Origin of the sequence: Streptomyces sp. NPDC006450 (genome assembly GCF_040612195.1) — a bacterium.
Taxonomy (GTDB): Bacteria; Actinomycetota; Actinomycetes; order Streptomycetales; family Streptomycetaceae; genus Streptomyces.
Window position 1 is genome coordinate 57,851 of record NZ_JBEXPT010000006.1, and the last position, 13,040, is coordinate 70,890.

Sequence of the window (13,040 nt, forward strand, 5' to 3'; positions counted from 1 at the left end):
CCCCGGATTCGATGTCACGACCCCTGGTGTGGGAGACATAAACGCCGGAATCGAAACTCTCAAAGAATCCGGCTCAGCCAAGAATATGGACCCCGGAATCGAAGCCCCAGGCTTCGGCTCAGTCGCGAACATCGACCTCGGGATCAAAGCCCCCGAACAGAACTTCGGCACGGTCGCGAAACCGGAAGGCGGAGGAGATAAGAATAGTAAGCCCTCAATCAGCAAGGATCAAAAGCAGTGGGAAAGTGGCATCGGCACGATTGACGTTCACGATGATGTCACGAAAATAGATAGCCATAACAGACGGGCGGAGGGCACCGTCGACTCCAGTGCATTCAGAAGGGGCGACGGAAAGACGGAAATCGACACTACCGCCAGGGATGCCACCGGCAACATTACCGAAACTTCCAAGTCCGTGGTAGGAACGGAGGAAGGGGTAACGAGGACCCATACCGATAAGTCTGATGGCAGTGGAAAGAAGACGGGCAGCTCCGACTCTGCGTCGGTAGCGACGCCTGACGGAAAGACACACACCTTCACTGACCGCTTCGATGCCAGTGGCCATAAGACGGGTAGTTCTGAATCGACGTCACATACAGACAATAAGGGGGTGACGCATACGCATACCGTAAACCGTGACGCCAATAACCATAAGACCGGAACTTCCGACTCGACATCGCGGACGGACAGTAATGGCGTTACTCACACCAACGTAATCACCAAGGATGCACATGGGCACCCAACCGGAAGGGAATCACATTCAAGCGACGTGAATTCTTACACCCGTTCTTGACATCTGCGCCCCAGCTGCGATCTCTTGTTTTCATGGCAGACAGAGACCTGTACATCCCCTACAGCAGACCGGCACTCTGCTGGGAGACATCACTGCAATCCGCTGGCCCTCGCTGTGCGGCGACCTGACTACCGCGGTGTGATGCGAGGGGCAGTCACACGGCAAGACGGCAACTAGACGTCTGCAAGGACGGAGTGCTCCGTGGCTGCGATCGCGTTATGGCAGATTTTGAGCATCGAATTTGTCTGTCCAGCCACCTACCGTGCTCAACCATAGACGTGACTGACACGCCGCCACTGACACCCGCTCCGCCTGTGCCCCGGCAGGGCTGATGCGTTTCGAGTGCCGGTGGCTTACACCTCTCACCGACCCGTCTCCGCCTGCGCCTGCGCTGTGCATCGAAGGTGTCCGTCCGTGCCACCTATCGTGCACGGTCACACTGGGTAGGCGCTGTGAGCTGGGATGACGAGGGGGGCCTGAAGGAGGTGGCGCTCGTGGCTCGTCCCGTCTGGGCCGGAAATCTGTCTTTCGGGCTGGTCAGCCTGCCGGTAGGGCTCTTCACTGCTACCGACAGCCACACCATCCACTTCCATCAGCTCCAGCGCGGCACCTCCGACCGCATCCGCAACCGCCGCGTGAACGAGCGGACCGGTGACGAGGTACAGCTGGAGGACATCGTCAAGGGCTACGACACCGGCGGCGAGTACGTCCTGGTCGAGCCGAAGGAACTGGACGACATCGCCCCGGGCCGCTCCCGCTCACTGGAGATCTCCGGGTTCGTGGACCTCGCCGAGGTGGATCCGATCTTCTTCGACAAGACGTACTACCTCGGGCCGCGCGGCGCCGAGTACAAGAAGGTCTACAGCCTCCTGGAACAGGCCCTCGCCAAGACCGGCAAGGCGGGCATTGCCACGTTCGTCATGCGCCAGCACGAGTACCTGGTGGCCCTCAAGGCCGAGAACGGCCTCCTCACCCTCCACACACTTCACTGGGCCGATGAGCTCCGCGACCCGAAGAAGGAGATCGACAACCTCCCCGGCAAGGCGAAGGCCTCGGAGAAGGAGCTGAAGATGGCCGAGCAGCTCATCGATGCCCTGAGCATGAAGTGGGACCCCGCGCAGTTCCACGACGCCTTCCAGGAGAAGGTCGCCGCACTCATCGAGGCCAAGAAGGCAGGTGACACGGTGGAGAAGGCCGAAGCCCCGGCCGAGCCGACTGCGGTGGTCGACCTCATGGAGGCCCTGCGTGCCAGCGTCGAGCGGGCCGACAGCCCGAAGGCCACCGGCGGGAAGGCGACCGCTTCCGGCAAGACCGCCACGAAGAAGCCGGAACCCAAGAAGCGCGTGCGCTCCGCACCGAAGGAAGACCTGAGCGCCATGTCGAAGGCCGACCTGTACAAGAAGGCCGCCGCCACCGACGTCCCAGGCCGCTCACACATGACCCGAGACGACCTGCTAAAGGCACTCGCCCCAACCCCACGCTGATGGCACAGCACCTGTCCTGACGGAGGCCCGCGCCTGCTGGTGGGATGCCCCGGCGTCCCTCCGGGCGATGTTGCAGGCCGTGCGTGGTGCCCGGCAGGCCGGGCTGCCGCCAGGAGGTCATGCTGGGTGAGTTGGTGCGAGTGGCGGTGAGGAGGCCATCCCGAGTGGTTCTGACCCCGCCTCTCGCGCCGATGCTCGCGCAGGCCGCCGAACAGATGTCCCTCCCCCCAAAGCCCGGGACCCTGGCGTACGAGCAGAAGTTCGACGGACACCGGCTCCTAGTCTTCACCCCGACCAGGCCGGGAAGACGGGTGCAGTTGCAGACCCGGCGCGGAGCCCTGGTAGAGGAAGCGTTCCCCGACCTCGTGGCAGCGGCCGCGCAACTCCCCGGCGGCCTGGTCCTTGATGGGGAAGTCCTCGCCTGGGACGTGGAAGCCGGAGCCCTCTCGTTCGAGGGGCTGCAGCGCCGTGCTGCCGCACGCGCCCGCGGGGCTCCCGCCCTGGCCGCCCGCCTGCCTGCCTTCTACGTCGCCTTCGACCTGCTGCAGCAGGAGGGTGAAGAGCTGCTCGCTCTCCCGTACAGGGAGAGGAGGCGCCGCCTGGAGGTGTTGTTCGCCGCATGCGCCCTGACCTCGCCCTGGACGCTCTGCCCGATGACCACGGACGTTGCCGTCGCCGAGGACTGGTTCGAGTCGTGGACCGACGCAGCAGGCCTGGAAGGCCTCGTCGTGAAGAACATGTCCCAGCCCTACCGGCCGGCCACCAGAGGCTGGACCAAGATCCGAAGGCGGGACAGCACAGAGGCGATCATCGGCGCGGTCACCGGGACCCTGACCCGCCCGCAGCTCCTCGTCCTCGGCCGCTACGACCACGAAGGCCGGCTGCGCACGGTCGGCCGCACCGTTGCACTGCGCCCCGAGCAGGCCCGACAACTCGCCGAGCACCTGTCCGCCGCGCCCCCCGGACACCCGTGGGAGGGCATCCGGTTCGCGGCCGCATGGGGCAGCAAGGACGTCCTGGACGCGGTCCTGGTCCGTCCGGACCTGGTGGCCGAGATCAGCGCGGACCGGGCAGTGGACCGAGGCGGCGTCTACCGCCACCCGCTGCGCTTTGTGCGGCTGCGCCTGGACGTGACCGCAGTCGACGTCCAGCCCTTCGGCCAGGGGCCTACCGGCCCGGCCAGCTGACCGGCTGGCGGGCTATCGGTAGGTGCCGTGACAGAGCTGGCTGATCGTCGGACTCGTGACCCCGTGCGAGGAACGGCAGAGTTCGGCCATGGAGACGTGACCGGGCACGGGAGCCGCAGTCGCGCGCGAGCGCTGGGGTGCCACCGGCTTCGACGGCCCCGCTCGGTGCGGCTTGGCCTTCAGCTTCGTCGCCTGGCGTTGCGGGGTGGACCGCTTCGCCTTCACCGGCAGCCGATCCGGCCGCTGCCGCACCGTCCGCGTCCGCTCCTTCGGACCCGATGATCTGTCCGTCTTCGCCGTGCGGGGTGCCTGGCGCGGTGCCGAGGCCGGCGTGCCGTTCTCGGGCTCGGCCACCACAACGGGAGCGGGTGGCTGGCTGACGGGCAGCGGCGTCAGCGGCAGCGCCTCATCAGTCACCCGCCCGGACGCGGGGGCAGGAACCGAGACCGCCGGCCGGGCCCGCGGGGGCTTGTCGTCGGCGGGGGCGACGGAGACGCATCCAGCCGTGGCCAGGAGTACAGCGAGGAGCAGGGGCAAAGTCCGGCGGTTCACATGATCACTGTCGCGCACACCCGACACGGGCACGGCCGACGGCACGCCAGGCCCTCGCCCGGACCTGCTGCTCACGACGTACACCCAACACGTCGTCGACGACCGCGAACCGTCTGCCCGCTCAGGCGGTTTCCCGGGTGGGCAGAGCGATGACGGCGGCGGCCGAGGCCCGGTCGAGAGCGGTGGTGAAGGTCTTCGCGACGATCGCGGCCTCCTTGCTCATGGCCTCGATCTCCGCGACGGCCAAAGCGTCGGCCGCGGTGCGGGCGAGGAGGTCGAGCGCTTCGTCGTTGCCTTCGACCAAGCGCTGGATCTGCTGGAGTTCCTGGTAGCGCCGGTCGGCCTCGCCAACCTGCACGGCGTACTCCTCCAGAGCCGCGATGCGCTGCTCGACGCCGTCCCGGCTGACGCGCAGAGCCTGGCGGCGGGCGGACTGCAGGGCGATGACCTCTGCGCTGGAGCTGTCCGCCTCCGTGCTGGCGGAGAGCCGGCTGTGCTCGCGCAGAGCGCTCGCGATCTCCCACACCTGCACCGGGAGGACGACCTCGTTGCGCTGGCGGTCGATCAGGTCGAGCCGGTGGACCTGCGAGGCGAGGACCGTGCTCTGGGCCCGCTGTGCGCGGGCGAGGAGCGCCCGGGTACCTTCGGTGAGGTCCCGCTCCTGAACGTAGTGCTCGGCTGCGGCGTCCAGGGCCCGGAGCTTGCGGCTGTACAGGACGCACTGGAAGGCCCGTACGCCGGCGAACAGTACGGCGGCGGCCCCGGCGTACGGCCACAGGCCTGCGAGCCAGTGAAGGGTCGCGGCAGTCTTCGCCGTTCCGGCGAAGACGGTGCCGGGGACCGGCACCACGTCAGACGGTGCGGTCACGAACCACACCGGCACCATCGCGGCGAGCCCGAGGCTGCCCTTGAGGAGGATGGGACCCGCCGCCGCCAGAGGATGAACTGCCGGTCCGGCGGCGAGGATCGCGTTGCGGTTGCCCAGCAGGGTTCGGATGGGGCCGGGCGCCTCCGGATTGACGACGGGGGCGACCGGAGTGGGGGTGTCGGGCACGGGCTCTCTTCTGCGTTAACGGACACGGCCACCCTGGAGCGAAGCCCACCAGCACCGCAGCGCGGCTGGCGCCGCGCACGGGGTGTCGTCACCCGTGCGCGTGACCGTGGCCCACACGGCAGAGGGACGGCTTCCCGTAGCGGGAAGCTGTCCCTCTGCCGTCACGTGCCCGTGGACAGGAGGTCTATCGGGTGGAGCGGTGGGTGGTTCCGTTGTGTTCGCCGGTGCCCGGGTCGGGGGCGGTGACGGTCAGGGTGACCTTGTACTCGGAGGTGTCCTCGCGGGGGCCGTCGGTGCGTGCCCAGGCGAGGGAGTGGATCTCCAGGCTGGGGGCTCGGCGGGCGACGGCGGCGGCGGCGCCGGTGCAGACGATGGCGGCGAACGCGGAGACCTCGATGTCGGCGGCGTCCGAGTTCTCGCCGAGCGCGAGGGTGCCGACCGCGGTGGTGGCCGCGTGGAGGGTACGGACAAGGTCCCTGCCGAACGACGGCCCACCGAGCGACTGCGGCTGCAGCGCCGTCTCGGAGGAAGGGGCGGTGGGGGCGGGGAGGGTGTGTGCGGTGTCGGTCATGCCCGGACCGTACGGCCACGCCACGCGGAGGTGGGCACGCAGTGTGCGTGCGTCGTTGTCACAGTAAGAGGCCCCCGGACGCTGCTGGTGAGGGCAGCATCCGCGGGCCTGGAGACGGCAGGGAGGGCGGAGCCCTTCACTCGGCGAAGGCGTGCTCGATCGTCTGCGCCTCGGCGAGGTGCCGCGTGTCGACGGCCAGGAGCGCGGCCTTCAGCCGGGCGGGGTCGATGAGGTGTTCCACCTCGGCTTCGGTGTCATGGGGGCCGCTGAGCCAGGCGGCGGGGTAGGTGCCGTACCGGCCGGCCGGGACCAGGAGGTCGGTGCCCTGGCCCAGGACCCGTACACCTTGGACGCCGTCGAGGACGGCCCCGGTGCCGCAGGGGATGTAGACGATGAGTTCGTGACGGGCATGGTCGGCGATCACGGTGTACCCGCCGTCGGGATCCAGCGGGAGGGCGTCGAGGGCTTCGAGCCCGCGCTGCAGGGGCGCGATGACGACAGCGTCCCAGGACCATCCGCACGCAGCCCACGAAGAGCTGCCGTTGCGCAGGGCGTCGAGGACTTCGGGGGCGGGGGTGAGGAGGGCGGCCCATGTCCGGTCGCCGTTGGAGGAGTTGGCCATGGACGGACCGTAAAGGGAGTACAACCGTATGTAGGCACGCAGTGTGCGTGCCACATTCCCCCGGCCGGGAGCCGCGCTCATGGACAGCCGACGCATCGGAGCCAACGTCGCCTGCTGGCGAGGTCGGCGCCGCCTCACCCAGACCCAGTTCGGCGCGCTGATGGGCAAGAGCAAACGCTGGGTCCAAGACCTCGAAGCCGGATCCCGCCAGGCCGACCCCCGCCTGTCCGTCCTGGAAGCCGCCGCCCGCGTCCTGGCCATCCCGCTCGCCGTCCTCCTCGCCGACAGCGTCGACGACCCCGGCGACCAAGCGGACGACATGGAAGCGATCCGGGACGTCCTCAACCGCCACGACATCGTCACCGGCACCGCCCCCGACGCGGACCCGCTCGACGTCGAGACCCTGCGCCGCTCCGTCCACCACGCCTGGCGCCTCTTCCAGTCCTCCGCCGCCTTCGGCAGCCTCGGCGGCCGCATGCCCGCCCTGCTCACTGATGCGACCCAGGCCGCTGCCCTCCATCAGGGCGACGACCAGCTCGCCGCCTACCGGGCCCTGTCGATGTCCCTCCAGCTCACCGAAGCCCTCGCCATCAAGGCCGGAGCCCCCGACGTCGCCGCCCTCGCCGGCCACCGCGCGGTCCTGGCCGCCGAACGCTCCGGCGACCCCGTCATCCAAGCCAGCGCTGCCCGCCACCTCGCCGACGCCCTGACCGCCGACGGACAACCCCACGCAGCAGCCGCCTTTGCCCAGGCCGCCGCGGCACGCCTCGCCGACGACCTCACCCCGCGCGGCCCGGCGGGCCTGTCCACCCTCGGCATGCTCTACCTCAAAGCAGCCATCGCCCAGGCCACCGCCGCCACCCTCACCGACCGCCGCGCACCCGCCGCCGCCCGCGCGGTCCCCGATCTCCTCGACCAGGCCGACGAGCACGCGGCCCAGCTCCCGCCCGACGCCGACGGCAACGCGTTGTTCACCGCGTTCAGCAGTGCCAACGTCGCGCTCTACCGCGTCGCCACCCACGTCAAGCTGTACGAGGGCGCCGCCGGAGCCGCCGTCGCGCAGGCCATCACCAGCGACGAGCGTGCCGCGCTGCCGCGCGAGCGCCGCGCCCACCTCCTGACCGATCTCGCCCACGCCTACACCCAGGCCGGACAGCGGGAGAAGGCCGTCGACGCCCTCCTGGACGCGGAACGCGAAGCTCCCGAGGAAGTCCTCGGCCGCCCCCGCACCCACCAACTCGTCCAAGACCTTCGTCTCCTGGGCGCCGGATCTTCCGAGGGGCGCTTGCGCGCGCTCGCCGAGCGCTGTGGACTACCCGCGTGACCAAGACCCTGTACGTCATCTCGTGCGCCGCGCCGCCGGCCCGCCACGTCACCACCGGCATCAAGGCCGCCCAGGCCCGCGGGTGGGACGTCGCGCTCGTTCTGACCCCCGCCGCCCACCGCTGGTCCGTCGAAGAAGCCGCAGGCGAGCGCGAACTCGACGCCTGGTGGGAGCTGACCGGACACCCGGTGCGCCACGCCTACAAACTACCCTCCCAGAGCGACGTCCTGCCCGACCCCGACGCGCTCCTCGTCGCACCGGTCACGCTGAACACGACGACGAAGTGGGCCGCCGGCCACGCCGACACCCTCGCCCTCGGCCTCATCACCGAAGCCCTCGGCATGCCCGACCGGCACGTCGTCGCCCTCCCCTACATCAACGCCGCCCAAGCCCAGCACCCCGCCCTCGCCCCCGCCATCGCCACTTTGCGCCGTGCGGGAGTCCACTACCTTCTCGATGATGGCACCGGTCCCGGCCTTTGCCCCCATCAGCCCAAGCACGGCAATGTCGACGCTTACCCCTGGGCTCTCGCCCTCGACACCCTCGACAAGGTCTGCATCTGACCGCGTTGCCGGAGCAGGGAATGGGAAGGTGCACCATCTGGCTCCGGACCGCTGGGTTGCATGGTGGTGGTGCCATTGCAAGGGTGTGGGGCAGGCCTTGAGACTGCACCTTCATGGACCTCATGAACCTGACGCCCGTACAGGCGACGCTGATCGCCACGGTGGTGACGACGATGGTGACGACCTCGACCGTGGCCGGTACCCATCTGCTGACCCGCACCCGTGAGCGCCGCCACCTGATCTGGAACCGGCGCATGGACGCTTACGGGGCAGCGGTCCAGTCCAGCGTCGACCTCGCGCGGATGCGCCGGGACACAGTCGAGCGTGTCAACCGCGAGTCATACGGCGACACAGTCCCTGACCTGACGGCATTGGGGCTGGTCGGGGCCCAAGTGGAGATGTTCGGATCACCGCAGGTCGCGGACCTCTGGAACGAGTTCTACGCCGCTGTCGCCTCATGGAAATCCGACCTGGATCGTGTCGAAGGTCGAATGCAGGTGACCTACGGAGGCTACTTCAGCATCGGAGAGGACTACATCGACGGAGGGAGCCTCCCTTCGGTGCCCCTGCCACCGACTGCAGAACAAGTGCAGGCAGACAACCGGGAAAGGTTCTACGAGGCAGAAGACCACATGAAGGCCGTCGACGCACGCCTCATCAAGGCGATCAAACGCGAGGCCAGATTCCAGCGGCCCAGATAACGGCACGCCCTCAAAGACCCCGCTACCTGCGAGGTGAGAGCGGTGGAGGCGGAGTGCGGCGGCCGTGCAGGTCCCCTAGCCGCGCCCCGCTGACAGGGCGAGCCCGCCCTGAAGAAGCGCTTCAGCCCGCCGTGGTCGGCCGATCGTCGAAGGCGGAGACACCCCCGGATGCAGGAAGACACCCCGCATCCCAGTCCGGGGTGCTCTCCTGCTCGGCGCCCCCATCGACGTAGCCGCCTTCTCCGGGACCCCGGTGAACGTTCGCGTAGACAAGAACCTCTACGTCCGGCTCGCCGGGGGTTCGCCGGAGCCGGCAGGGGCCGGTCGACAGGAAGAGGTCCGAGATACGGCGAGAGGCTGCAAGCGCGGCCTTCTCCGGTCCCCGGATTGCGATCGTGATCACGCTCTCGTCGCTCATGCTCCAGGAACCCGCCAACGGCGGAGCCGGTTCCGCTGTGCCGCCAGGTCCACTCCATCGAGTTCGGGCGTCAAGGTGCTTGATGTGCCAGGAGTTCCTTTGAGGCGGGCTCGGGTGGTCTTCGCGGGGTAGGCGCGGTGGGTAAGGTCGCCGTGGACTTTTCGAGAGGGTTTGGCGTGGTTATGCATCGTCAGATGCGGGTGGGTGTCCGTACGGTGACGGCTGTTCTGCTGGCGGTTGGTCTCGCGGGCTGTAATCCGGGGGTTTCGGCCGGCGGTGACGCCAAGCCGTCCCTACCCGGGCAAGGCAAGGGTGGTGCGCAGGGCGCGCAGGGGGCGCCGGCGCTTCCGGGTCTGTCGACGACAGCGGTCGCCCGTACTCAGCTGGCCGGGCTGAAGGTGGCCGGCCAGCAGGCGATGACGGGGTACTCCCGGGAGAAGTTCACGCACTGGGCCGGGCAGGGTGACAGCTGCGACACCCGCGAAGTCGTCCTCGAGCGCTCCGGGAAGAACGTGAAGCGCGATGCCGAGTGCAGGGCCGTATCCGGGACCTGGGTGTCCGTCTACGACGGGATCACCGTCACTGACGCCGGGAAGCTCGACATCGACCACATGGTGCCTTTGGCCAACGCTTGGCGCTCTGGAGCTGGAAAGTGGACGGCGGAGCGGCGTAAGGAGTTCGCGAACGACCTGACCCGCCCCCAGCTCCTGGCGGTGTCGGCGACCACGAACCGGGCCAAGGGTGACCAGGGTCCCGAGGACTGGCAGCCCCCGGCGAAGGGCTACTGGTGCACCTATGCGACGGCGTGGACGAATGTGAAGGCCACCTATCAGCTCACGGTGACCCAGGCGGAGAAGAAGAAGCTGACCGAGATGCTGGAGACCTGCTCATGACCGACCACCAGCCCGACAGCACCCCGCAGCCCGACCACGGCGCCGACCCGGAGGTGCCGCTGACCGACCACGTGAAGGCGGGCCCGGGCGGGGCCATGACGGATGAGGTCGGCGTCATCACCGGCGACGTCACACTGACCACGGAGCCCGGCCCGGACGGCACGGCCTCGGTGCGGATCCAGTACACCGGCGCCGAGGAGTGGTACACCCTCACCGGCAGCCCCCGCACCCCTGCCATCCGACGGCCTCGCCGCCCTCCACCACCGGGTCGTCGAGGCCACGAAGGCCGGCGCCGGCGCCGAAGTCCCCGACGCCACCTCGTGAGTGCCCGGCAGTGGAATCGTCCGGTCCTGGCGGCTGGGCAACGAGGCGCAACGATCCGAAGTACCGGAATTTCACTGTGAACAAATGGTGTAGACGAGAGGGATTCCATGCTGGTTGTACTCGCCAAAAGTGGACGTTATGACTACCTTCCCGCCGCGGGGTGGGTGCTCGGTTTCATAGCCCTGTGCTTCATCGGCGCGTTCGTCATCAAGGGCATGAAGAAGTGACATGACGTGGCAGCAAACCTGCCCCGGCCGGGGTGTGGCCCGTTGCCATCCGTCTGACGGCCGCCACAGAGAGCCCGAAGACCTGGGAGACCGGCCGAGCGGGTGTTGGCTCAGCAGGTCTTGTAGTCGGACTTGCTGGAGTTGTAGGCGCAGGTGTGGTGGATGGTCTTGTTGGCGCGGCGCAGGGTCGCGGTGTCCTTGTCGTTGTTCCAGACGTAGGCGGCGCGCTGCTGGAACAGGGTCGTGGCGGTGTTGGTGCCCTTTCCCGTTTTGACCGTGACCGTCTTCCCGGCCTGAAGGGTGAACGTGGCGAAGGTGTAGACGTGGCTGGAGGTGTCGGTCAGTGTCCAGCCTTTGAGGTTGACCGCGGTGGTGGTGCCGTTGGTGATCTGGACCCATTCGCCGTTGAGTGAGGTGTTGGTGCGGGTGTCGGTGCCGGGGGAGTCGTACCAGATCTTCGAGATGCGCAGGGTGCCGGCGGCGTGGGCCTGGCCGGGGAGCAGGAGCAGGGCCACGGCGGTGATGGCGGTGCCGGCGGCGAGGTGGCTGGTGCGGGGCATGAGCAAGGTGGGGCACGTCCTGTCCGGTGAAAGGCCCTCGCCAGAGGTGGCGGTGGCGGTGCGGATCTCGGACATTAGGGTCCCCGGACCTGGGGTGGGGCTCTCGTGACAGCCTCGTGACACAACGTCACCCTTTGGTGTCTGATCGCCCGCTATCTCCGAACCGAGAGACCATCGGGACAACCACCAACGCCCCCGAAGCAGAACAGCTCCGTCGCCACTTTGACCTTCAGCGGCAACTTCGTCGCTTTCACCACCAGGTCCGTGACGAGTACGGGATCGTCGTCCTCAGGAACGGTACGAGCGGACCGTGGATATGGGAGGGGTGCGACCTGGCGGGTGAGGCGACCCGGGTCGCGAACCGGCTGCACGGCCTGCTGACCCAGATCCACCCTTCGCTGGAGCGGGTGCTGGGGCCACGGTTGCAGCACCCGGCGGTGCTGGCCCTGCTGGAGCGGTTCGGTTCACCGGCCCAGATCCGCAACGCCGGACGCCGGCGGCTGGTCACGCTGTTACGGCCGAAGGCCCCGCGGATGGCCGAGCGCCTGGTCGAGGAGATCTTCACCGCCCTGGACGAGCAGACCGTCGTTGTTCCGGGGACCGCTTCGGCCGCGCTGATCGTCCCGAGCCTGGCCGGATCCCTGACTGCTGTCCTTGACCAGCGCAAACTCCTGGCTGGGCGCATCGAGGGACTCCTGGAGGCTCACCCCCTTTCGAAGGTCCTGACGTCCATGCCGGGAATCGGCGTCAGGACCGGAGCCGGGATCCTCATCGAGGTCGGTGACGGCAGCACGTTCCCGACCGCCGGCTACCTCGCCCCCTACGCCGGTCTCGCCCCGGCAACCCGCAGTTCCGGGTCCTCGATCCGCGGCGAACAGCCTTCCAGGAGAGGGAACAAGCAGCTCAAGAGGGCCTGCTTCCTCTCCGCGTTCGCAGCCCTGGGCGACCCGGCATCCCGGGCCTACTACGACAAGAAGATCACCCAGGGCGAGCACGACACCCAGGCCCTGCTCTGCCTCGCCAGACGTCGGGCAGACGTCCTCTTCGCGATGCTCCGCGACGGAACCTTCTACGAACCTCAACCCGCCAAGTCAGGCTGAATCGCCGAGAGCCCGCAGTGCCTCGCCCAAAGCCGCTCGAACTCCTCCGTGGAGATCTCGGCCGCCTTCGGCTGGTCCTGCCAGCCGTCCGCTCCGCGCACGGGTACGCCTGCAGTGGGCGCGAGTATCTCGATGAGCTTCGCCGACGCTCGTTCCGGTCATGGAGGTGCGGCTGCCCACGCCCACCCGTCACAACATGGGACCCACTTTCCGGTACCGGTCTGCCACCGGCGCACGAGTTGCCCTCGACGGTGCCGTCGTCTCCGCCGACGCCTTAGGAAACGAAAGCAGGTTGACTCCTGTTGGGAATCTGCAGGAGCCAACCTGTTTACAGCATGTGTTTCACGTCAAGTGGGGAATTTCTAGATTCCCATTCGGCGCGTATTTTGGAGTCTAGTGTGAAGATCTCCACGCCTGATCAAATTCCGCCGCGCTAATTTCTTCGGCTAGGAATTCGGGCTGCCTGGAAATCTCTCCTAGTTCAGGAAATGGGATTTCTGAGAGGCCGATGCTGGGAGTCTCGTGGCCATCGTCGGCCCATTCTGAGCGCCCGTCGCTGTAGACGTTCACTTTTCGAGTCTCGTAGTCGTCGTCGCCGATCTCGCTGAGGCATAGAATCGGCTCGTCTGGGAAGTTGTGTTCCCAGGATACCTTGATGTATCGCATT

13 protein-coding genes and 2 pseudogenes are annotated in these 13,040 nt (G+C 68.0%); 9 read left to right on the forward strand and 6 right to left on the reverse strand.

What is annotated here, in order from left to right; translation table 11 throughout:
- The 3 genes from ABZY57_RS04265 to ABZY57_RS04275 form a co-directional block, all read left to right on the forward strand.
- On the forward strand, positions 1 to 793 hold a 793-nt coding region (locus ABZY57_RS04265), incomplete at its 5' end, for a hypothetical protein (protein ID WP_356507951.1).
- A 494-nt stretch (positions 794 to 1,287) separates the two neighbouring features.
- The gene (locus ABZY57_RS04270) at positions 1,288 to 2,277 is read left to right on the forward strand and encodes a Ku protein (RefSeq protein WP_356507953.1); all 990 of its coding nucleotides are present in this window, start codon (positions 1,288 to 1,290) and stop codon (positions 2,275 to 2,277) included.
- A 164-nt stretch (positions 2,278 to 2,441) separates the two neighbouring features.
- Complete coding sequence (locus tag ABZY57_RS04275; protein ID WP_356507955.1) at positions 2,442 to 3,464, forward strand: ATP-dependent DNA ligase; 1,023 nt, start codon at positions 2,442 to 2,444, stop codon at positions 3,462 to 3,464.
- A gap of 673 nt (positions 3,465 to 4,137) precedes the next feature.
- Here ABZY57_RS04275 and ABZY57_RS04280 read toward each other — a convergent pair.
- The 3 genes from ABZY57_RS04280 to ABZY57_RS04290 all read right to left on the reverse strand — a co-directional run bounded on the left by ABZY57_RS04280 (position 4,138) and on the right by ABZY57_RS04290 (position 6,263).
- Complete coding sequence (locus ABZY57_RS04280; RefSeq protein ID WP_356507957.1) at positions 4,138 to 5,070, reverse strand: hypothetical protein; 933 nt, start codon at positions 5,068 to 5,070, stop codon at positions 4,138 to 4,140.
- Positions 5,071 to 5,254: 184 nt separating this feature from the next.
- Positions 5,255 to 5,641 (reverse strand): hypothetical protein, encoded by a 387-nt coding sequence (locus ABZY57_RS04285; RefSeq protein ID WP_356507959.1) that lies wholly within the window; start codon positions 5,639 to 5,641, stop codon positions 5,255 to 5,257.
- 136 nt (positions 5,642 to 5,777) lie between these two features.
- Positions 5,778 to 6,263 carry a hypothetical protein gene (locus ABZY57_RS04290; protein ID WP_356507961.1) on the reverse strand — a complete coding sequence of 162 codons (486 nt, stop codon included), beginning with the start codon at positions 6,261 to 6,263 and terminating at the stop codon, positions 5,778 to 5,780.
- Between the two features lie 79 nt (positions 6,264 to 6,342).
- Here ABZY57_RS04290 and ABZY57_RS04295 point away from each other — a divergent pair, with 79 nt between their 5' ends.
- The 3 genes from ABZY57_RS04295 (at position 6,343) to ABZY57_RS04305 (ending at position 8,851) form a co-directional block, all read left to right on the forward strand.
- Entirely contained in the window at positions 6,343 to 7,587 is a 1,245-nt protein-coding gene (locus ABZY57_RS04295) for a helix-turn-helix transcriptional regulator (protein WP_356507963.1), read from the forward strand.
- Positions 7,584 to 8,150, forward strand: coding sequence for a flavoprotein (locus ABZY57_RS04300; protein WP_356507965.1), 567 nt, complete (start codon positions 7,584 to 7,586; stop codon positions 8,148 to 8,150). The genes ABZY57_RS04295 and ABZY57_RS04300 overlap by 4 nt, the downstream gene beginning before the upstream one ends.
- Positions 8,151 to 8,263: 113 nt before the next feature.
- Positions 8,264 to 8,851, forward strand: coding sequence for a hypothetical protein (locus ABZY57_RS04305; protein ID WP_356507967.1), 588 nt, complete (start codon positions 8,264 to 8,266; stop codon positions 8,849 to 8,851).
- 121 nt (positions 8,852 to 8,972) lie between these two features.
- Here ABZY57_RS04305 and ABZY57_RS04310 read toward each other — a convergent pair whose 3' ends face one another.
- Positions 8,973 to 9,269: a hypothetical protein gene (locus ABZY57_RS04310; RefSeq protein WP_356507969.1), complete on the reverse strand. Its 297-nt coding sequence runs from the start codon at positions 9,267 to 9,269 to the stop codon at positions 8,973 to 8,975.
- Between the two features lie 215 nt (positions 9,270 to 9,484).
- Here ABZY57_RS04310 and ABZY57_RS04315 point away from each other — a divergent pair, with 215 nt between their 5' ends.
- Positions 9,485 to 10,162: an HNH endonuclease family protein gene (locus ABZY57_RS04315; protein ID WP_356507971.1), complete on the forward strand. Its 678-nt coding sequence runs from the start codon at positions 9,485 to 9,487 to the stop codon at positions 10,160 to 10,162.
- 95 nt (positions 10,163 to 10,257) lie between these two features.
- Positions 10,258 to 10,486, forward strand: a pseudogene (locus tag ABZY57_RS04320) (hypothetical protein).
- Positions 10,487 to 10,823: 337 nt separating this feature from the next.
- Here the strand turns inward: ABZY57_RS04320 and ABZY57_RS04325 are convergent.
- Positions 10,824 to 11,273, reverse strand: coding sequence for a lamin tail domain-containing protein (locus ABZY57_RS04325; protein WP_356507973.1), 450 nt, complete (start codon positions 11,271 to 11,273; stop codon positions 10,824 to 10,826).
- A gap of 329 nt (positions 11,274 to 11,602) precedes the next feature.
- On the opposite strand from ABZY57_RS04325, the pseudogene ABZY57_RS04330 reads away from it, so the two are divergent.
- Positions 11,603 to 12,373: pseudogene (locus ABZY57_RS04330) on the forward strand (transposase); the annotation flags it as partial.
- A 393-nt stretch (positions 12,374 to 12,766) separates the two neighbouring features.
- Here ABZY57_RS04330 and ABZY57_RS04335 read toward each other — a convergent pair.
- Complete coding sequence (locus tag ABZY57_RS04335; protein WP_356507975.1) at positions 12,767 to 13,039, reverse strand: hypothetical protein; 273 nt, start codon at positions 13,037 to 13,039, stop codon at positions 12,767 to 12,769.
- Position 13,040: the final 1 nt, after the last annotated feature.

Coding starts and splice junctions, on each gene's coding strand:
- ABZY57_RS04285 (WP_356507959.1), bottom strand. CDS start 5,641: ATGACCGACACCGCACACACCCTCCCCGCCCCCACCGCCCCTTCCTCC.
- ABZY57_RS04310 (WP_356507969.1), bottom strand. CDS start 9,269: ATGAGCGACGAGAGCGTGATCACGATCGCAATCCGGGGACCGGAGAAG.
- ABZY57_RS04290 (WP_356507961.1), bottom strand. CDS start 6,263: ATGGCCAACTCCTCCAACGGCGACCGGACATGGGCCGCCCTCCTCACC.
- ABZY57_RS04325 (WP_356507973.1), bottom strand. CDS start 11,273: ATGCCCCGCACCAGCCACCTCGCCGCCGGCACCGCCATCACCGCCGTG.
- ABZY57_RS04295 (WP_356507963.1), top strand. CDS start 6,343: ATGGACAGCCGACGCATCGGAGCCAACGTCGCCTGCTGGCGAGGTCGG.
- ABZY57_RS04335 (WP_356507975.1), bottom strand. CDS start 13,039: ATGCGATACATCAAGGTATCCTGGGAACACAACTTCCCAGACGAGCCG.
- ABZY57_RS04305 (WP_356507967.1), top strand. CDS start 8,264: ATGGACCTCATGAACCTGACGCCCGTACAGGCGACGCTGATCGCCACG.